This window comes from Acidovorax sp. BL-A-41-H1 (assembly GCF_051942715.1).
This window is the reverse complement of the sequence record NZ_JBPVJQ010000004.1, coordinates 31,489-50,730: the sequence shown is the minus strand read 5'-3', so window position 1 is coordinate 50,730 and position 19,242 is coordinate 31,489. Positions and strand designations below refer to the sequence as shown.

General features: G+C 66.6%; 19 protein-coding genes. 2 read left to right on the top strand and 17 right to left on the bottom strand.

What is annotated here, in order from left to right:
- Positions 1 to 149 precede the first annotated feature (149 nt).
- Complete coding sequence (locus ACTPOI_RS09240; RefSeq protein ID WP_440108343.1) at positions 150 to 1,130, top strand: LysR substrate-binding domain-containing protein; 981 nt, start codon at positions 150 to 152, stop codon at positions 1,128 to 1,130.
- A gap of 30 nt (positions 1,131 to 1,160) precedes the next feature.
- Here the strand turns inward: ACTPOI_RS09240 and ACTPOI_RS09235 are convergent, their stop codons facing one another.
- From ACTPOI_RS09235 to ACTPOI_RS09185, 11 genes are all read right to left on the bottom strand, one after another.
- Positions 1,161 to 2,336, bottom strand: coding sequence for a benzoate/H(+) symporter BenE family transporter (locus ACTPOI_RS09235; RefSeq protein ID WP_440108342.1), 1,176 nt, complete (start codon positions 2,334 to 2,336; stop codon positions 1,161 to 1,163).
- A 37-nt stretch (positions 2,337 to 2,373) separates the two neighbouring features.
- Positions 2,374 to 3,366, bottom strand: a complete 993-nt coding sequence (locus ACTPOI_RS09230) for a tripartite tricarboxylate transporter substrate binding protein (RefSeq protein WP_440108341.1) — start codon at positions 3,364 to 3,366, stop codon at positions 2,374 to 2,376.
- Between the two features lie 61 nt (positions 3,367 to 3,427).
- A complete protein-coding gene (gene catC / locus ACTPOI_RS09225) occupies positions 3,428 to 3,706 on the bottom strand; it encodes a muconolactone Delta-isomerase (RefSeq protein ID WP_300458049.1) in 279 nt (92 codons plus the stop codon).
- A gap of 50 nt (positions 3,707 to 3,756) precedes the next feature.
- A complete protein-coding gene (gene pcaD, locus ACTPOI_RS09220) occupies positions 3,757 to 4,569 on the bottom strand; it encodes a 3-oxoadipate enol-lactonase (RefSeq protein ID WP_440108340.1) in 813 nt (270 codons plus the stop codon).
- A gap of 70 nt (positions 4,570 to 4,639) precedes the next feature.
- The gene (locus ACTPOI_RS09215; RefSeq protein WP_440108339.1) at positions 4,640 to 6,007 is read right to left on the bottom strand and encodes an MFS transporter; all 1,368 of its coding nucleotides are present in this window, start codon (positions 6,005 to 6,007) and stop codon (positions 4,640 to 4,642) included.
- Positions 6,008 to 6,081: 74 nt separating this feature from the next.
- The gene (locus ACTPOI_RS09210; protein WP_440108338.1) at positions 6,082 to 6,858 is read right to left on the bottom strand and encodes a 1,6-dihydroxycyclohexa-2,4-diene-1-carboxylate dehydrogenase; all 777 of its coding nucleotides are present in this window, start codon (positions 6,856 to 6,858) and stop codon (positions 6,082 to 6,084) included.
- A gap of 16 nt (positions 6,859 to 6,874) precedes the next feature.
- The gene (gene benC, locus ACTPOI_RS09205) at positions 6,875 to 7,906 is read right to left on the bottom strand and encodes a benzoate 1,2-dioxygenase electron transfer component BenC (RefSeq protein WP_440108337.1); all 1,032 of its coding nucleotides are present in this window, start codon (positions 7,904 to 7,906) and stop codon (positions 6,875 to 6,877) included.
- 17 nt (positions 7,907 to 7,923) lie between these two features.
- Positions 7,924 to 8,412, bottom strand: a complete 489-nt coding sequence (benB, locus tag ACTPOI_RS09200; RefSeq protein WP_291517681.1) for a benzoate 1,2-dioxygenase small subunit — start codon at positions 8,410 to 8,412, stop codon at positions 7,924 to 7,926.
- Entirely contained in the window at positions 8,409 to 9,773 is a 1,365-nt protein-coding gene (gene benA / locus ACTPOI_RS09195) for a benzoate 1,2-dioxygenase large subunit (protein ID WP_440108336.1), read from the bottom strand. The genes benB and benA overlap by 4 nt, the downstream gene beginning before the upstream one ends.
- 113 nt (positions 9,774 to 9,886) lie before the next feature.
- Entirely contained in the window at positions 9,887 to 10,822 is a 936-nt protein-coding gene (catA, locus tag ACTPOI_RS09190) for a catechol 1,2-dioxygenase (RefSeq protein ID WP_440108335.1), read from the bottom strand.
- A 70-nt stretch (positions 10,823 to 10,892) separates the two neighbouring features.
- Complete coding sequence (locus tag ACTPOI_RS09185) at positions 10,893 to 12,086, bottom strand: muconate/chloromuconate family cycloisomerase (protein WP_440108334.1); 1,194 nt, start codon at positions 12,084 to 12,086, stop codon at positions 10,893 to 10,895.
- A gap of 142 nt (positions 12,087 to 12,228) precedes the next feature.
- On the opposite strand from ACTPOI_RS09185, the gene ACTPOI_RS09180 reads away from it, so the two are divergent.
- Complete coding sequence (locus ACTPOI_RS09180; RefSeq protein ID WP_440108333.1) at positions 12,229 to 13,218, top strand: LysR family transcriptional regulator; 990 nt, start codon at positions 12,229 to 12,231, stop codon at positions 13,216 to 13,218.
- A gap of 34 nt (positions 13,219 to 13,252) precedes the next feature.
- Here the strand turns inward: ACTPOI_RS09180 and ACTPOI_RS09175 are convergent, their stop codons facing one another.
- The 6 genes from ACTPOI_RS09175 to ACTPOI_RS09150 form a co-directional block, all read right to left on the bottom strand.
- Positions 13,253 to 14,239, bottom strand: a complete 987-nt coding sequence (locus ACTPOI_RS09175) for a tripartite tricarboxylate transporter substrate binding protein (protein ID WP_440108332.1) — start codon at positions 14,237 to 14,239, stop codon at positions 13,253 to 13,255.
- Positions 14,239 to 14,964, bottom strand: a complete 726-nt coding sequence (locus tag ACTPOI_RS09170; protein ID WP_440108331.1) for an ABC transporter ATP-binding protein — start codon at positions 14,962 to 14,964, stop codon at positions 14,239 to 14,241. Before ACTPOI_RS09170 ends, ACTPOI_RS09175 begins: the two co-directional genes overlap by 1 nt.
- Complete coding sequence (locus ACTPOI_RS09165) at positions 14,957 to 15,730, bottom strand: ABC transporter ATP-binding protein (protein ID WP_440108330.1); 774 nt, start codon at positions 15,728 to 15,730, stop codon at positions 14,957 to 14,959. Before ACTPOI_RS09165 ends, ACTPOI_RS09170 begins: the two co-directional genes overlap by 8 nt.
- A 166-nt stretch (positions 15,731 to 15,896) precedes the next feature.
- Entirely contained in the window at positions 15,897 to 16,853 is a 957-nt protein-coding gene (locus ACTPOI_RS09160) for a branched-chain amino acid ABC transporter permease (protein ID WP_440108329.1), read from the bottom strand.
- Positions 16,853 to 17,725, bottom strand: a complete 873-nt coding sequence (locus ACTPOI_RS09155; RefSeq protein WP_440108328.1) for a branched-chain amino acid ABC transporter permease — start codon at positions 17,723 to 17,725, stop codon at positions 16,853 to 16,855. Before ACTPOI_RS09155 ends, ACTPOI_RS09160 begins: the two co-directional genes overlap by 1 nt.
- A gap of 242 nt (positions 17,726 to 17,967) precedes the next feature.
- Positions 17,968 to 19,152: an ABC transporter substrate-binding protein gene (locus tag ACTPOI_RS09150; protein ID WP_069104048.1), complete on the bottom strand. Its 1,185-nt coding sequence runs from the start codon at positions 19,150 to 19,152 to the stop codon at positions 17,968 to 17,970.
- Positions 19,153 to 19,242 lie beyond the last annotated feature (90 nt).

Below are 19,242 nucleotides of genomic sequence, written 5' to 3'. Positions count from 1 at the left end.
GCGTGTCTCCCCCACTCAAGCGGCTTTTGTTCATCCTGCCGATTGTGGGCAGCAGCGCCCTCTGGATGAAGGGATCACCGCCACTACCAGATATATCATTGTGTGATTGCAACCCCAGAGCTATTGCAAATAGCAGAGAGCGTTTTCGCATGGATCTCAAGCAGATCGAGTATTTCGTCCGCGTGGCCGAACTGGGCAGCTTCACCCGTGCCTCCGTCATGCTCGACATTGCCCAGCCTGCCCTGAGCCGGCAGGTGCGCCTGCTGGAAGTGGAGCTGCGCCAGAACCTGCTGGTGCGCAACGGCCGCGGTGCCACACCCACCGAGGCGGGCCGGCTGCTGCTGGAACACGGCCGCGGCATCCTGCACCAGGTGGAGCGCGCGCGCGAAGAGCTGGGCCGCGTGCGCGGTGCGCTGGCAGGGCGCGTGGCCATCGGCCTGCCGCCCAGCATTGCCAAGGTGCTGACGGTGCCGCTCACCCGTGCCTTCCGCGTGAAGATGCCCGACGCCGCCCTGGCGATCAGCGAGGGCCTGACGGTAGCCATGCGCGAATCGCTGACCACCGGGCTGCTCGACATTGCCCTGCTCTACAACACCACGCCCTCGCCCGGCATCGAGACCACCGCGCTGCTGGAGGAAGACCTTTTTCTGGTGCAGCGCCGTGCACCAGGCCCTACGGGCGCGCCCGACGATGCACTGGCCGACCGCGCCCTGCCGCTGGATGAATTGCCCCGCTACCCGCTGGTCATCCCCACCCGACCCAACTCGATCCGCATGCTGGTGGAGTCCGAACTGGCCGCGCGCGGCAAACGCCCGCAGATCAGCCTGGAGATCGATGGCGTGGCCGCCATCCTGGATCTGGTGGCCGATGGCGCAGGCTGTGCCGTGCTTCCCATGAACGCAGTCACCACGTCGGGCAAGCCCGAGGTGTTCCACACCCGGCCGATCCAGGGAGCCAGCCCCGAAGGCGCGGGCGATTCCGTGAATGCCTCCGAGGGCGGTGCGCGCCTGCGCAGCAAGCTCTTTCTGGCCGTGAGTTCCCAGCGCCCGGCCACGCTCACACAGCAGGCCATGGCAGAGCTGATCCGCCACACGCTGCGCACGCTGTACCCCTCGTCCGTCGTCGCCTGATGCGGCGTGGGTCACGCGCCGGACGCGGCGTCAGCGGGCCGCCGTGCCGCCCGTGCGCGGGATCAGCCAGTAGGCCGCCATGCCCAGCACCACGCCCCAGAACGCGGCGCCCAGGCCAAACAGTGACATGCCCGACGCCGTGGCCACAAACGTGATGACCGAGGGCTCGATGTAAGCGCCCTCGTCTGCCAGCGCGCGGATGTTGGACACCACCGCGCCGATGAGCGCCAGCCCCGCCAGCGCCGCAATCAGCGGCCCAGGGAACGCGGCAAAAACCTGCACGATGGTGCCCGCAAACGTGCCGCCCACGATGTAGAACACCCCGTTGGCCATGCCGGCCACATAGCGCTTTTCAGGGTCAGGGTGCGCGTCCTTGCCGGTGCACAGCGCTGCCGTGATGGACGCCAGCACGATGGAGATGCCGCCAAAGCAGGCCACGGCCAGCGATGCGACGCCGGTGCCCGTGACGATGGCGCGCGAGGGCACCGGGTAGCCGGCCAGCCGCAGCACGGCCATGCCGGGCAGGTATTGCCCGGTGAGGCTGACCAGCACCAGCGGCACCGCCAGGCTAAGCATGGCGCCCGCCTCGAACCGGGGCGTGATGGCCACTGGCGTCGCCAGTGCCAGCGACAGGGATTGCAGGTGCGTGGTGCCCAGCGCCCACGCCACGGCAAAGCCGGTGCAGGCCACCCCCACCACCGCATAGCGCGGCCACAGGCGCCGGCCCAGCAGGTAGGCCGCCAGCATGGCCAGCACCACCGCAGGCGCATCGCCGCTCACGCGGAAGGCCTGCACGCCAAACTGGAAAAGGATGCCGGCCATCATGCCGGCCGCAATGCCCTTGGGAATGCGGCGGACCACCTTCTCGAAATAGCCGGTGGCGCCGAGCAGCACCACGATGGCTGCCGCCACCAGATAGGCGCCCACCACCTCGGGCATGCCGATGCGCGGGAACAGCGTCAGCAGCAGCGCTGTGCCCGGCGCCGACCACGCCGTGACGATGGGCAGCCGCAGCCACCAGCTCAGCAGCAGCCCGCTGACGCCCGCACCCAGGGAGATCGCCCAGATCCACGACGACACCTGCTCCGCAGGAATGTGCCCCGCCTGCGCCGCCTGGATGAAGATCACCAGCGGCCCGCAGTACGAGATGAGCACCGCCAGAAAGCCCGCCACCCAGGCGGTCAGAGACCAGTCTTGGAACCGCATGTGTGTACGCCTTTCTGTGCGCCCCGCGGGCCGCGTGTCAGTCTGCGCGGATGTTGCGCTGCTGGATGAGTTTGCCCCAGCGCTCGAGCTCGCGGTTCAGGTGCGTGGCCAGTTCCTGCGGCGTGGAGCCGATGGGCTCTGCGCCCACGCCTTCGAGTTTGCGCAGTGTCTCGGGCTGCTTCATGGCGTCGTTGAGCACCTTGTTCAGGCGCGCAATCACCTCGGGCGGCGTCCCCGTGCGGGCAAACACGGCAAACCACGGCGACACCTCGTAGCCGGGCACGCCGGCTTCGGCCACGGTGGGCACGTCGGGCAGCGCGGGCGAGCGCCGCGCCGTCGTCACGGCCAGGGCGCGCAGCTTGCCCGACTGGATGTGCGGGCGTGCCGATGTGATGCTGTCAAACATCAGGTCCACCTGGCCGCCCAGCATGTCGGTCACGGCGGGGCCGCTGCCCTTGTAGGGGATGTGCGTCATCTGCACACCCGCCATGGACGCAAACACCTCTCCCGCCAGGTGGATCGATGTGCCGTTGCCCGCCGACGCGTAGGTGAGCCTGCCTGGCTCCTTGCCAGCGCGCGCCACCACGTCCTTCACGCTGCGGTCGCTGGTGTTGGCGGCGTTGACCACCAGCACGTTGGGCACCACGGCCAGCAGGCTGATGGGGGCAAAGTCCCTGACCGGGTCGTACGTGAGCTTGGGGTACAGCGCCCGGTTGGTCGCCATGCCGATGGACGTGATCATGATGGTGTAGCCATCGGCCGGCTGCTTGGCCACGTAGTCGGCGCCAATGTTGCCGCCCGCGCCCGGCCGGTTCTCGACCACCACGGCCTGCCCCAGTTCACGCGCGGCCTTCTCGCCCAGCGTGCGGGCGATCACGTCCATGGCGCCCCCGGGCGGAAACGGCACCACCCACTTGATGGGCTTGGAAGGCCAGGCCGCATCGGTCTGGGCCCATGCGGGTGCGGGCAGCAACAGCGTTGTGGCAGCGACGGCTGCCGCGGCTGCAAGGATTCGGCGGGTGGGGTTCATGGCGTCTCTCTGATGCGTGCGGAAACAGCTGGCCGCGGTGCGCGTGGGCCAGCCAGGCAAGTCAGGCAATCGACGATGGATGCCGAGCCAGGGGCGTCACGCTGATCTTCATGTACGGGAACAGCGGCAGCTTGCTCAGCATGTCGTGCAGCTCGTCGTTGCCCGGCACATCGAACACGCTGTAGTTGGCGTATTCGCCCACCACGCGCCACAGGTGCGCCCACTGGCCGCTGCGCTGAAGCTGCTGCGAATAGGCCTTCTCCTCGGCCTTGATGCGCGCGGCCTCCTCGGGAGCCAGGGTTGCGGGGATATCGACAATCATGTGGACGAGGTACAGCATAGGTTTCCTTCAGGGGTTTTGAGAAAGGGGAACGGCAATCCGGAGCCTCGTCAGGCAGCGAGCGCGCTGGCCAAGAAGCCCAGCAAAGCGGCGGAAAACGCCTGGGGTGTTTCCAGGTTGGACAGGTGTGACGCGGGCAGCACGACCAGCCTGGACCCGCGGATCTCAGCCTCCATGGCCTGTGCATCGGCCACGGTAGTCACGGGGTCGGCATCGCCCGCCACCAGCAGCGTAGGCGTGGCAATGCGGCCGAGCGCGCTGCGCAGGTCCGATGCGCCCAGTGCCTCGCAGCAGGCGGCATAGCCTTCGGGGTCAATGCCTGCAAGCCATTCCTGGGCGGCGTGCACAACTGCCGGGTGCGCCTGCGCAAACTCGGGGGTGAACCAGCGCCCGGGGGCAGAGTCGGCCAGCGTTCGCATGCCGGCTGCGCCCGCGCTGCGCACCATGGCTGCGCGCTCCATCCACGGGCCCAGTGCGCCAATGCGGGCGGCACTGTTGCACACCGCCAGTGCCTGCAGCCGGTGGCCGGCATGCACACCCAGCCACAAGCCGGTATGCCCGCCCATGGAGATGCCGCAAAAAGATGCCTTGTCCACGCCCAGTGCGTCCAGCACAGCCAGCACATCCCGGCCCAGCTCTTCAAAGCTGTAGGGCCCGGGCGTCACGGGGCTGCCGCCGTGGCCGCGCGTGTCGTAGCGGATCACGCGGAACGCCTGGGACAGCGCAGGCACCTGGGGCTCCCACATCTCGAGGGTGGTACCCAGCGAGTTGCCCAGCACCAGTGCGGGCGCGGTGGCATCGCCATCGACGGCGACCCGGAAGGTGCCCCGCGCGGTGGCGAGTGCGGTGGGTGGGTTGCTCATGGTTCTCCTTGAATACTCAAAACCGCCAGCGCTTTGCAGTCACTGGCGGCTGTCTATGTTGCGCTGTATTTCAGCGCGCTGCACCGGCCCGGGCAGGCTGCAGGCTCCCGACAGAGGCCGCCTGGGCCTGGCTGTCGTCACGCCGGTACCAGATGATGAAGGCCACCATGGCCAGTGCCGCCACCAGCCCCGGCACGGCAAACGCCAGGAAGTTGAGCTTGAGCGGCAGGGCGGCAGCCAGCAGCGAGCCCCCGAGCAGCGGGCCTACGATGGCGCCCGTGCGGCCCACACCCGAAGCCCAGCCCAGCCCGGTGGAACGCATGGCCAGCGGGTAGAACTGTGCGGTGTTCGCATACAGCAGGATCTGCGTGCCGATGGTGGTGGCGCCGGCAATGAAGATCAGCAGGTACAGCACCGGCATGGGGCTGTTGAAGCCCAGCAGGGCGATGGCTACCGTGCCCACGGCAAAGAACGCGAGCACCACCTTGGGCAGGCTGAAGCGGTCACCCAGCCAGCCGCCGGCAATGGCCCCGGCCATGCCGCCAAAGTTGAGCGCCAGCAGGAACGACAGGCTCGAACCCAGGCTGTAGCCCGCGCCCGCCATCAACTTGGGCAACCACGAACCGAGCGCATACACCATGAGCAGGCAGCAGAAGAACGCCAGCCAGATCATGATGGTGCCGGCAGCGCGGCCGTCCTTGACCAGATCGAGCATGGGTACGCCGGCGCCCTTGGCGTCGGTGGCCACCAGCTGCACATCGGCGCCGATCTTTACCTCGGGGTTCACACGGGCCAGCATGTCGCGCGCCTCCTTGTCCTTGCCCTGGCGCACCAGAAAGCCCACCGATTCCGGCAGCTTCCACAGGATCAGCGGCAACAGCACCAGTGGCACGGCAGCCGCAAAGAACATGGCCTGCCAGCCAAAGCGCGGCAGCATGTAGATGCCCAGCCCGGCCGACAGCATGCCGCCCAGCGAATAGCCGCTGAACATCAGCGCCACCAGCGTGCTGCGGGCGCGCTTGGGGGCGTATTCGTTCATCAGCGCCACGGCATTGGGCATGAGACCGCCGCAGCCCAGCCCGGCGATGAAGCGGAAGATGCCGAACTCGGTGGGCGTCTTCGCAAAGCCGTTGAGGAACGTGGCCAGGCTGAACAGCACAAAGCAGATCGCAATGCCCTTCTTGCGGCCGATGCGGTCGGCCAGCGGGCCGAAGATGAAGGCGCCGAACATCATGCCGAACAGCGCATAGCTGCCCAAAGCGCCGGCCTGCACGGGCGTGAGGCCCCACTCGGCCATCAGCACAGGCAGCACCACGCCGTAGATGAACAGGTCGTAGCCGTCAAAAATCAGCAGCAGGGCGCACAGCGCCACCACCATCCAGTGGAACCGCGTGAAGCGGGCGTTGTCGATGACCGGGTTGATCTCGATCGTTTTCATGTCTCTCTGTCTCCTCAAAGGATGGACCGGCGCCCTGTGGCGGGCGCCTTGCCAGGAAGGGTTGCGGTGGCAGGTCAGCCCTGGTCACCACCGCCGACGGGGACGACAGTGCCGGTGATGTAGGACGACTCGTCCGACGCCAGGAACAGGATGGCCGATGCCTGCTCGTCCAAGGTGCCGTAGCGCTTCATGTGGGTGCTGGAAACGGTCTGGTCCACGATCTGCTGGTACCAGCCCTGTTCCTTCTTGCTCTGCCTGGCGCTGTTGCGCGGAATACGGCGGGGCGGTGCCTCGGTGCCGCCGGGCGCCACGGCGTTGATGCGGATGCCGCGCTCGCCGTTCTCGAATGCCAGACAGGCCGTCATGGCGTTCACGCCGCCCTTGGCTGCACCGTACGGCACGCGGTTCACGCTGCGCGTGGCGATGGACGACACGTTGACGATGGAACCCTTTTTCTTCTTGAGCATGTAGGGAAGCACCGCGCGGCAACCCCACAGCGTGGGGAACAGCGAGCGGCGCACCTCGGCCTCGATCTCGTCGGGGCCATAGTGCTCGTAGGGCTTGGTCCAGATGGTGCCGCCCACGTTGTTCACCAGCACGTCGATGCGGCCAAAGGCCTTGTGCGTGGCCTCGGCGGCCTGCACTGCGCCTTCGAAATTTTCCAGGTCGGTCTCGATGGCGATCACGCGGGTGATCTCGGCCAGCCGGTCGCGCAGCTCGCGCACCAGGGGCGAGCGGTCCACCAGGGCCAGCGTGGCGCCTTCTGCGGCGGCGCGCTCGGCCACGCGCTCGCCAATACCTTGTGCAGCGCCGGTGATGAGCATCACCTTGCCTTCAAATCGCTTGGTCATTTTCTCGACTCCTGGTTCACGCGGTGGCTGGCGCTGCGGCCTGCGTGGGCGTGAACTTTTCGTAGTGGAAGCTGGCAGGTGCAATTCCCGCCGCCTTGAAATAACGCTGCACCGCATCGACCATGGGCGGCGGACCGCACAGGTACACATCCACATTGCCTTCATGCAGAGCCTGCGGTGGCAGGTGGTCGGTCACATAGCCCTGCTGCGGATGGGTGGTGGCAGCGTCGGCCACGCAGGTGCCGAAGGTGAAGCCAGGGATGCGGCGCGCGTAGTCTTCCAGGCGCTCCACCAGCACCAGGTCCTGGTCGCGCGTCACGCCGTACAGCATATGGATGGGCTGCGCGCAGCCCTCCACGGCCAGCGTCTCCAGCATCGACAGGAACGGTGCCAGACCTGTGCCGCCAGCCAGGAACAGCAGCGGCCGCGCCACGGGGCGCAGGTAGAAGCTGCCCAGCGGGCCGGTCATTTCCAGCTTGCTGCCGGGCTGCGCCTGCGTGAGCCAGCTGCTCATCAGGCCTTCGGGCACATGCTTGATGAGGAACGTCATGCGGCGTGCGCCGGTGGCCGAACTGAACGAGTACGAGCGATGCTGCCCGCTGCCGGGCACGCCGATGTTCACGTACTGCCCGGGCAGGAAGGCGGGTGCGTCCCCGGGCACATCGAGCGCCAGCTCATAGGCCGCGTCGCTGAAACGCTCCACGCTGCCCACGGTGCCGCTGAACTTGGCCGTGCCGGTCTTGCAGGCCGTGGAGGGCACGGGTACCGCGATCACACAGTCAGACCGGGGGACCATCTGGCAGGTCAGCACCAGCCGCTGCCCGGCCTCTTCGGCCGTCAGCGCGTCTTCGATGAAATCGTCGCCCAGGTCGTAGTCACCGCTTTCGGCACGGCACTTGCAGGTGCCGCACACGCCGTCGGAGCAATCCATGGGCAGGTTGATGCGCTGGCGGAAGGCGGCATCCAGGACTTTCTCCTGGGCACCGCAGGCGATGAAGCGGGTGACCCCGTCTTCGAAATTCAGGGCGATGTTGTAGCTGCTGCTCATCATGGTCTCCTGGCTGGTCAGACGTGGTACACGTCGATGACCTGGCGGATGTAGTCGTTCTTCAGCACGATCTTCTTGCGGCCGATGAGGAAGCTGCCTTCCTGGCGGCGCAGCGTCACGAACATGGTGCCGAAGAACGCGTCGGTGGCCTTGTAGCGGTGGCACATCGTGTGGAAGTTGTAGCGAACGTCCACCTCGGTGCCACGGTCTGCCAGCACCTCGACGTTGAGCACCGCGTGGCCCGTGCGGGCCTCGGGCGTGGAGGCGCCGGAGCGCTCGGTCTTGATGCGGAACACGCGGTCTTCCAGACCATGGCGGTTGCCGTAGTAAATGAGCGAGATCTGGCTGTGCGGGTCTTCGGTGATGCGGTCGTCGTCATCCCAAGAGGGCATCCAGTACTCGACGTCTTCGGCGTACAGCTCCAGCCATTCGTCCCACTGGCGGTCGTCCAGCAGGCGCGCTTCGCGGTACAGGAAGGTGCAGATGGCGTTGTAGTCGGCGTTCATGCTGCGTCTCCCTTGCGCTCGGCGGCCACGGCCTTGCGCATCTCTTGCGCCCAGTATTCGTGCTGGCAAACAAACAGGCCTTCGTCTTCGCTGCGCTCGCCGCTCAGCAGGGGGTTCATGCCCATCTTGCGGGCGTTTTCGTCCGGCCCTTCGATCCACAGCGGTGCGCCGCGGCTCAGGTCGTTCCAGGGCGCGGCCTTGCCGGCGTAACCGTTCTGGCACGAGCGGAACTCTTCCAGGTCATCGGCCGTGCCCATGCCCGAGACGTTGAAGAAGTCCTCGTACTGGCGGATGCGGATAGCGCGGTCTTCGGCGCTCTCGCCCTTGGGGGCAAAGCAGTAGATGGTGATTTCGGTCTTGTCCACGCTGATGGGGCGCGCCACGCGGATCTGCGTGGAGAACTGGTCCATCAGGTACACGTTGGGGTACAGGCACAGGTTGCGCGTCTGCTTGACGATGAACTCGGCCTTCTCCTCGCCCAGCCGCTCTTTCAGCTCTTCGCGGCGGTTGTAGACGGGGCGCACCTCGGGGTTCATGGTGTTGGTCCAGAGCAGGATGTGCCCGTTTTCAAAGCCGTACACACCGCCCACGCTCTTGCTCCAGCCATTGGCGTCCACGGCCTTGGTGCCGCCTTCCTTGCGGCGGCCCATGGTGGCGGCGTAGTTCCAGTGCACCGAGCTCACGTGGTAGCCGTCGCAGCCGTTTTCCATCTGCAGCTTCCAGTTGCCGTCGTAGATGTAGGACGAGTTGCCGCGCAGCACTTCAAGGCCATCGGGGGCCTGGTCCACGATCTGGTCGATGATGACTTTCGTCTCGCCCAGGTAGTCCTGCAGGGGCTGCACGTCGGCGTTCAGGCTGCCGAACAGAAAGCCCTTGTAGCTTTCAAAGCGCGCCACCTTCTTGAGGTCGTGCGAGCCTTCCTTGTTGAACTGCACCGGGTACTCGGTGGTCTTCTCGTCCTTGACCTTGAGCAGCTTGCCGGTGTTGTTGAACGTCCAGCCGTGGAAGGGGCAGGTGAAGCTGCCCTTGTTGCCGTGCTTCTTGCGGCACAGCATCGCGCCGCGGTGGGCGCAGGCGTTGATGACGGCGTTCAGCTGCCCGTCCTTGCCGCGCGTGATCACGATGGGCTGGCGGCCGATGTGTGTGGTGAAGTAATCGTTGATCTCGGGGATCTGGCTTTCGTGTGCCAGGTAGACCCAGTTGCCTTCGAAGATGTGCTTCATCTCCAGCTCGAAGAGGTCGGGGTCCGTGAAGATGTCGCGGCGGCAGCGGAAAACGCCGTTTTCCTTGTCGTCCTGCAGGGCGCCTTCGATCAGTGTCTCGACATCCGATCGCACGGCTGGGGCAGCGGTGGTGTTCATGGTGATTCCTCAGGGTGCAGCTGTCCCCCCGCCGCGCCGTGCGCGGCAGTACAGGGGAGAAAGCAAAAGGGAGCAGGGAGCAGCCGGGCGGGTGTGGGCCCGGCCGCGCTCGATCAGGCCGCCAGGCGGGGGCGGTCCACCAGCTGGTTGTCCACGCCGTTGACCAGCGCGCTCAGCGTGAAGTCAAAGACGATTTCGGCGAACGGGCCATCCACGCCCTGCGCCTTGATGCTGGCGGCATCGGTGCGCTCGACCAGCGGTGGCACCAGGCCTTCGCGGGTGGCGTAGGCGAAGTCGTCGTTCACCAGCGGGTCGCCGTCGATGTTGATCTGCGTGGTCAGCTTGCGGTGGCCGTCGGCTGTGACGAAGAAGTGGATGTGCGCAGGGCGGTTGCCGTGGCGGCCCAGCGTGGTCAGCAGGGCTTGCGTGGGGCCGTCGGGCGGGCATCCGTAGCCCTTGGGCACGATGCTCTGGAACTTGTAGCGGCCCTGCGCGTCGGTGATGATGGTGCGGCGCATGTTGAAGCCCTGCTGCTCGCCCGTGGGGTCGAAGTGCGAGTAAAAGCCCTTGGTGTTGGCGTGCCACACCTCGACCTTGGCATTGGGCAGCGGCTTGCCGTCGGCGCCGTGCACGGTGCCGTGCATGATCAGCGTGTGGCCGGCCTTGTCGCTGCCGTCGTCCAGGCGTGCGAAGCCCGTGGCTTCAGGCGCACCGGCCACATAGAGCGGGCCTTCGATGGTGCGGGGCGTGCCGTTTTCAATGCCCAGTGCGGCGTCCTTGGCGTCCATGCGCATGTCCAGGAAGCGGTCCAGGCCCAGGCCGGGCGACAGCAGGCCGGCTTCGCTGCGCGCACCCAGCGTGTTCAGGTAGGCAATGCCCGCCCAGTATTCATCCGAGGTGATGTCCAGGTCGTCGATGGCCTTGAACAGGTCCGACAGCAGGCGGTGCACGATCTGCTTGGCGCGTGCGTCACCGCCAGGCTGGGTCAGGCCGCTGGCCATGCGCAGAAAGTCCTGGACTTCAGGGGTGTTGAAAATGTGGGTGGTCATGGTTGTCTCCTCGGATCGTGGGATGGGTACGGGAACTGGACTGGGGGAACGTGAAAGACGCGTGCCGGGATCAGTGCGCGGCGGCGGGTTGCCCCACCCCCACGGCATTGCTGCGTTTGCGGTCGCGACGGAAGTGCTGGAGCCGGTCTTCGTCCAGCGCAATTCCAAGGCCTGGCGTCGTCGGCACCGCCAGCTGGAAGTCTTTGTATTGCAGGGGCTCTGCCAGGATTTCTTCGGTCAGCAGCAGCGGGCCGAACAGCTCGGTGCCCCACTGCAGCTGGCGGAACGTGGCAAACACATGGGCCGAGGCCATGGTGCCCACCGCGCCTTCGAGCATGGTGCCGCCGTACAGCTCGATGCCGGCGGCATCGGCAATGGCGGCCACCTGCAGGGCTTCCAGCAGGCCGCCTGATTGCTCGATCTTCACTGCGAACACATCCGCGCCCGCCACACGGGCCAGGGCAAAGGCCGAGGCGGGCCCGGTCAGCGATTCATCGGCCATCACCGCGATGGGGTAGCGGCCCTTGAGGCGCGCCAGCGCATCGACCGATGCCACGGGCTGCTCCACCAGATCGCAGCCAGCGTCCACCAGTGCGGCCATGCCATGCTGGGCATCGAGCTCGCTCCAGGCCATGTTCACATCCACACGCACCGATGCGCGGCTGCCCATGGCCTTCTTGATGGCGGCCACGTGGGCCACGTCATCGGCCACGCTGCGGCGGCCGATCTTGAGCTTGAAGATGTTGTGGCGGCGCTGGGCCAGCATGCGCTCGGCCTCGTCGATGTCCTTGGCGGTGTCGCCGGAGGCCAGGGTCCAGGCAATGGGCAGGCTGTCGCGCACCCGGCCGCCGAGCAGCTGCGAGACGGGCAGGCCGGTGCGGTGGCCCAGTGCGTCGAACAGTGCGGTTTCGATGGCGCACTTGGCGAAGCGGTTGTCCTTGATGGCCTTGTTGAGCCGGGCCATGATGGCGGGCACGTGGTTGGCGTCGGCACCGATCAGCAGCGGGGCAAAGTAGGTGTCCACAGCCAGCTTCATGCCTTCGGGCGACTCGGCGCCGTAGGCCAGGCCGCCGATGGTGGTGCCTTCGCCCACGCCCACCGTGCCGTCCGAGCAGTACAGGCGCACGATCATCAGCGTCTGGCCGTTCATGGTGGCCATCGACAGCTGGTGCGGGCGGATCGTGGGCAGGTCCAGCAGCAGGGTCTCGACACGCTCGACAACGGCCGAGCCTGCGAGGGATTCAGGGCGTGGTGTTTGTTGCATGGTTTGGATTGGACCGCGCAGCCCCAAAACGATCCAACACCAAATAGGTCTGATTCGATACCCTGCAGGTATAGTTGAGCTTTTCAGCCAATCAAATCAACGACTTGCAGACCAACCATCTGCACACCTATGGTTTACCCTGATGGATATCCGCCAGCTCAAATACTTCGTGGCCGTGGCCGATGCGCGCAACTTCACGCGGGCCTCCGAGGTGCTGCACATTGCACAGCCGCCGCTCAGCCGGCAGATCCAGTTGCTGGAGGAAGAACTGGGCGTGCAGCTCATCCTGCGCAACAGCCGCCCGCTGCGCCTGACGGAAGCGGGCCGCACGTTTTATGAGCAAGCGCTGCAGATCATCAGCAGGCTCGACCAGCTCAAGACAGCCACCCGCCAGATCGGCCTGAACCAGCAGCGCACGCTGTCCATCGGGTTCGTGGCGTCCACGCTGTACGGCGGGCTACCGATGCTGGTGCGCAAGCTGCGCCAGCACTACCCCGATGTGGACATCCAGCTGGTGGAGCTGACCTCGCAGCAGCAGTTTGCGGCGCTCACCTCCGGCCGCATCGATGTGGGTTTCGGGCGTGTGCGGGGTAACGATGCCACGGTGGCGCGCACCATCCTGCGTGAGGAGCGACTGGTGCTGGCGCTGCCGCCTGATTCACCGCTGGCAGGGGCATCCAGCCGCATTCCCTTCAGTGCGATACAGGGCCAGAAACTCATCGTGTACCCCAAGGAGCCGCGGCCCAGCTTCGCTGATCATGTGCTGAGCCTGCTCAACGACCACGCCGTGCGGCCCGCTACAGTGCACGAGGTGCGCGAGATCCAGACAGCACTCGGACTGGTGGCTGCGGACTCGGGAATCTGCGTGATCCCGGCGTCTGCGAGGCTGCGCAGCGACGTGCACTACCGCCTGATCGATGACCCGCGCATCACCTCGCCGATCATCATGAGTCACCGCCTCAACGACAACGCGTGGTACATCGCAGCCCTCAAGGAGATGGTGGCGGCCATGTACGCAGAGAACCCGCCCTGGCTGGATGTGGAGCACAGCGTGTTCCAGGGCGGCGACGCGCAGCCCGAGGACGCGCCGCCTGCAAAACCGCCCCGCGTACGTAAGCAGCCCGCAGCCTGAGGCGCGAACCGTTTCCCGGCATGGGATGGCCCGCCTACTGCCGCGGGATGCGGGCCCGTGCGATGACGTCGCTCCAGCGGCGCACATCAGCCGCCAGATGCAAAGCCAGCTGCGCAGGAGTGCTTCCTTGCGCATGGAGGTTCAGGTCCTGCAGGCGCTGCTTCACGTCGGGCTGTGACAGCGCGGCCTGCACCTCGCGCGCCAGTCGCTCCACCACCGCCGGCGGCGTGCGGGCTGGTGCGGCCAGGGCATTCCAGGACGTGACGTTGAACGAGGCAAGTGCCCCGCCGCTTTCGCGCACGGTGGGCACCTGGGGCAACTGCGGCGCACGTTGCGCGCCCAGCACGGCCAGGGGGCGCAGCGCCTTGGCGGCGATCTGCGGCATGAGCCCGCCGAGGATGTCGACCATCACGTCCACCTCGCCGCCGCGCACGGCCGTGATCAACGGCGGCGTGCCGTTGAAAGGCACGGTCTGCGCGTCGATGCCCGCCATGGCCTTGAACAGTTCGGCCGCCAGATGTTGCGTCGTGCCGATCTGCGGCGTGCCGATGTTGAGCTGGCCGGGATGCGCGCGGGCGTGGGCCAACAGGTCGGCCAAAGTGGCAAAGCGCCCGCCTTCTCGTACGACTATGGCCAGATCGAACGTGGCCAGCAGCGAGATGGGCGCGAAGTCCTTGAGCGCATCAAACGGCAGGGTGTTGAAAAGCGCCGCGCTCACGGCCGTGCCGCTGCTCACGAGCAACAGGGTGTGCCCGTCAGGCTCGGCGCGCGCCACCAGCTCGCCGGCGACCACGCCGCCCGCGCTGGGCTTGTTCTCGATCACCACACTCTGGCCCAGTGCTGGGGCCAGCTTCTGCCCTACCGTGCGCGCAGTGATGTCCGCCGCACCGCCGGCCGCGTTGGGCACCACGATGCGCACCGGGCGCACGGGGTAGGCCTGCGCACGCGCGAAAGGGCTCAGCGTCGCGAGGGCGGCTGCAGCCAGCAGGCGACGCCGCCCGGACTGCATCGGCAGTGGCATCAGCGCGCCACGCCCAGCAGCCGGTCCAGCAGGGCCGGCTGGGACGCCAGGTCGTCGGCCGATCCGGTATGCACCAGGGTGCCACGGTCCAGCACGGCAGCGTGGTCTGAAATGGCCAGGATGGCCTGCGGGTGCTGCTCCACCACGATGGCCGACAGGCCCTCCTCGCGGGTGATGCGGCGGATGGCGCGCAGCAGCTCTTCCACGATGATGGGCGCCAGGCCTTCCAGCGGCTCATCGAGCAGCAACAGGCGCGGGTTGAGCACCAGCGCGCGGCCCACGGCCAGCATCTGCTGCTCGCCGCCCGACAGCTGCGTGCCCAGGTTGGTCTTGCGCTCGGCCAGGCGCGGGAACATTTCGTACACGCGCTCAGGAGTCCACTGCCGGGCGCTGGAGCCCTTGCGAGCCGGGCGTGCCACGGCGGTCAGGTTCTCATGCACCGTGAGCGACTTGAAGATGTTGCGCTCCTGCGGCACCCAGCCGATGCCCGCTGCCGCGCGCTCGTGCGAGGGCAGCTTGTGCAGTGCCGCACCGCCCAGGGCAATGGTCCCGCCATGCTGGCGCGTGGCCCCGGCCAGGGTGTTGATCAGCGTGGTCTTGCCCGTGCCGTTGCGCCCCAATAACGCCAGCGTCTCGCCTTCAGGCAGGGCCAGCGAAACGCCTTGCAGCACCACGGCTTCGCCGTAGCCTGCGCTCAGTCCTTCAATGCGCAGCAACTCAGACATGAGCCTGCTCCCCATGGCCCAGGTACACCGCCTTCACCTGCGGGTCGTTGGCAATGGTCTCGGGGTCGCCCTCGGTGAGCACGGTGCCGTTGACCAGCACGGTCATGCGGTTGGCAAAGCTGAAAACCAGGTCCATATCGTGTTCGATCAACAGCACCGACACATCGGCGGGCAGGGCTGCCACGGTCTGCAGCAGTTCCTCACGCTCGCCCGCAGGCACGCCGGCCACGGGTTCGTCGAGCAGCAGCACGCGCGGCTCGCACGCAAGGGCAATGGCGATTTCCAGCAGGCGGCGCTTGCCGTAGGCCAGCACGCGCGTTTCCTCGGTCATCACCGAGGTCAGGTGGAACTGCTCCAGCAGCTGCTCGCAGCGCTCGGTGACGGCCCTGCGCGCGCCCAGCGGCTGCCACCACTTTCCGCCCAGTCCCTGGTGCTGCGAGACGGTGAGCGCCAGGGTTTCCAGCGGCGTGAGCGTGTCGAACAGCTGGTTGATCTGGAACGTGCGCACCATGCCGCGCTGCACGCGCTGGTGCGGCGCCAGGCGCGTGATGTCCTGACCTTCGAGGGTGATGGAGCCCTCGGTGGGCTCCAGCACGCCGGTCAGCAGGTTGATGAGCGTGGTCTTGCCTGCGCCGTTGGGGCCAATCAGCGCATGGCGCGCGCCCTTTTGCAGGTTCAGCGTGACATTGTTGGTGGCCGTGATGCCGCCAAAACGCTTGACCAGGCCTTGGGCCGACAGCACGGTGTTGGAGGTAGAGATATTCATGTCGGTGATCCATTGCACTGCGCACAGCACGCACCCCGTGAAACTGGCGCGGCGCATTGCGCGGGCAGCCGCGCAAGGGCCGCCCCGCCGCGCTGGCTGCGTCCCCCTCCCCTAGCGCGCAGCGCGTAGAGAGAGGGGGAAGGCGCGAAGCGACTCAGGGGGTGTTTCATTTCCTAAACCAGGTCCACGGGCGGAACAGCCGCTCGCGCCCCACGAGGACCAGCACCACGAGGAACAAGCCGATCCAGAACGTCCAGTACTGCGGGGTGATGGACGAGATCACGTCCTGCAGCAGCTTGAAACCGATGGCGCCCAGGATGCCGCCGTACAGCCAGCCGACGCCGCCGATCACCAGGATCAGCATCACGTCGGCCGAGCGGTGGAACTCGAACAGGTCCAGCGAGGCAAAGCCCGTGGTCTGCGTGAGCAGCGCCCCCGCAGCCCCCGCCAGCGCAGCGGCCAGCGTGTACACCTGCGCGAGCTTGACGGTTACCGGAATGCCGATGGCCATGGCGCGCAGCCGGTTGTCGCGGATGGCCTTGAGCGTGGCGCCAAACGGCGACTGCACGATGCGCCGCGCGAGCAGGAAGAACACCAGCAGCACGGTGAGCGAATACCAGGCAGCCGTGCGGCCGTACAGGTCGAACTCAAACTGGCCCAGCACGGGCCCCATCATCACGCCCTGCAGGCCGTCGGCGCCGCCGGTCAGCCAGTCGAGCTTGTTGGCCAGCTCCAGCATCACCAGGCCCACGCCCAGCGTGACCATGAGCCGCGTGAGGTCCGTGCCGCGCATGATGGTGAGCGACGCCACGGCGCCCAGAAGGGTAGCGGCGGCAATGCCCACGGCCAGGCCCACCAGCGGGTCGGGCATCACATGCTTGGCAAGCAGTGCCGCCGCGTAGCCGCCCAGGCCAAAGAACGCCGCATGGCCCAGCGACACGATGCCGGTATAGCCCAGGATCAGGTCCAGCGAGATGGCGAACAGCGCCACGATGGCGATCTCGTTGATGATGAGCGCGTGGCTGGGCAGCGCCAGCGGCGCCACAAAGGCCAGCAGCCACAGCACGGGTTCCCACCAGCGAAAGCGGCGCGCCTGCAGCAGGGGGTTGGAATGGTTCACCATCATTTGCCTCCCTTGCGCACGAAGAGGCCCTGCGGGCGCCAGATGAGGATCAGGATCATGAGGCTGTACACAATGAAAGCGCCCAGCTTAGGGATGTAGTACTTGCCCGCCACATCGGCAATGCCGAGCAGCAGCGCAGCCAGCAGCGGGCCGGTGATCGACGATGTGCCGCCCACGGCCACCACGATCAGAAAATAGATCATGAACTTGAGCGGAAAGCTCGGGTCGAGCCCCAGCACTTCCGCCCCCAGGGCACCGCCCAGGCCCGCGAGGCCCGAGCCGAACGCGAAGGTCGACAGGAACACGATGTTCACGTTGATACCCATGCCGGCAGCAACGCGCTGGTCATCCACCGACGCGCGCAGGCGGCTGCCAAAGCGCGTCTTGGTCAGCACATACTGCAGGCCCACCGTGAGCGCCGCGCACACCGCGATGATGAACAGGCGGTAGTGCCCCATGCCCAGCATCAGCGCGCCGCTGCCGATCTCGGTGCGGCCCTTGAGCCATTCGGGCAGCTGCATGATCTGCTGCGTGGAGCCCACAAAGTAGTCCACGCTGGCCACGGCCATGAACACCAGGCCGATGGAAAACAGCACCTGGTCCAGATGGGGCTTGTGGTACAGCGGCCGGTACAACGTGCGCTCCAGCACACCGCCCAGCACGGCCGTGCCGACAAACGCCAGGGGCAGGCACAGCAGAAACGGCACGTCCAGACGCTGCATGAGCAGCACCGTGATGTACCCGCCTGCCATGGCAAACGCACCGTGAGCCAGGTTGATGAAGTTCATCAGCCCCATGGTCACGGCGAGGCCCACCGCCAGGATGAACAGCAGCATGCCGTAGGCCACGCCGTCGAAAAGTATGGTCAGCATGAAATCACTTCATTGAAGACAAGAATGGGCCACGGCGTTAGGGCTGTGGCGGTGCCGGAACTACCGAGGCTGTGCGCGCAATGAACTCGCCCCCGGCTTCGACGGGCTCGGCCCAAACAGATCGGGATAAGCCCCCACCCACAAAAACCGGCGCGCCCTAGGCCAGCGCCGCCGTGCAAGGGCCGCCCCGCCGCAGGGGCGGCGTCCCCCTCCGGGGGAAGCCGCGCAGCGGCTCAGGGGGGTCACTTGGTTTTTCCGGGATCCTTGACGTCCTTGATCACGTCAAATTCCACGTTGTAGAGCTGTCCGTTCACGCGCTCCACTTTGCGCAGGTACACGTTCTGCACGATGTCGCGGGTCTGCGCATCGATGAACACCTGGCCGCGCGGGCTCTCGAAGATCTGGCCCTTCATGGCGGCCAGCAGTGCGTCGCCGCCGCCGGCGCCCTTGGTGGCGCGCAGTGCTTCGTAGATCACGCGCATACCGTCATATCCGCCCACGGCCATGAAGTTGGGGCGCAGGCCCTTGTTGGCCTTCTCAAACGCTTCAACGAACTTCTTGTTCATGGGCGAAGGGTGCGCAGCCGAGTAGTGGTGTGAGGTAACCACGCCCAGCGCGCCGTCGCCCATGTCGTTTAGCTGATCGTCGTCCGTCACGTCGCCGGTGCCAATGAGTTTGATGCCGGCCTTGTCCATGCCGCGCTCCAGAAACTGCTTCATCACCGCAGCGCCCGCGCCCGAGGGCACGAAGACGAACAGCGCGTCGGGCTTGGCGTCGCGCACCTTCTGCAGGAACGGTGCGAAGTCCGGGTTGCGCAGCGGCACGCGAAGCGATTCGGTCACCTGCCCGCCGTTGAAGGTGAGGCGCTGGTTGAAGAACTTCTCGGCATCGATGCCCGGGCCGTAGTCGCTCACCAGGGTGACGACCTTCTTGATGCCGTTCTTGGGCGCCCAGTCGGCCAGGGCCACCGACACCTGCGGCAGCGTGAAGCTGGTGCGCACCACATAAGGCGATGCTTCGGTGATGCTCGACGTGGCGGCGGCCATCACCACCAGCGGTGTCTTCGACTGGGTGGCCAAAGGCGCCGTGGCCATGGCCGATGGGGTGATGCCCATGCCGGCCAGCACGTTGACCTTTTCATTCACGACCAGCTCCTGGGCCATGCGGCGTGTCACGTCGGGCAGGCTGGTGTCGTCCTTGATGATGAGCTGGATCTTCTTGCCGGCCACGGTGTCGCCGTTTTGCGCCATGTACAGGCGGGCTGCCGCTTCGATCTGGCGGCCGGTGGTGGCCTGCTGGCCCGTCATGGGCAGCACAAGGCCGATCTTGAAGACGTTGTCCTGGGCCGCGGCAGGCAGCGCAGCGATGCCTGTGGCGAGGGCCATGGCGGCGACGGCCGAGGCGCGAAGAAGGTGGCGTTTGTGCATCGTTGTCTCCTGTGGGTGTCGTTGTATACAGAAAAATGCTGCGGCGAGTGTGTCCCGCGGGCCGTTATTGCACAAGCAAGAAATCAAGCA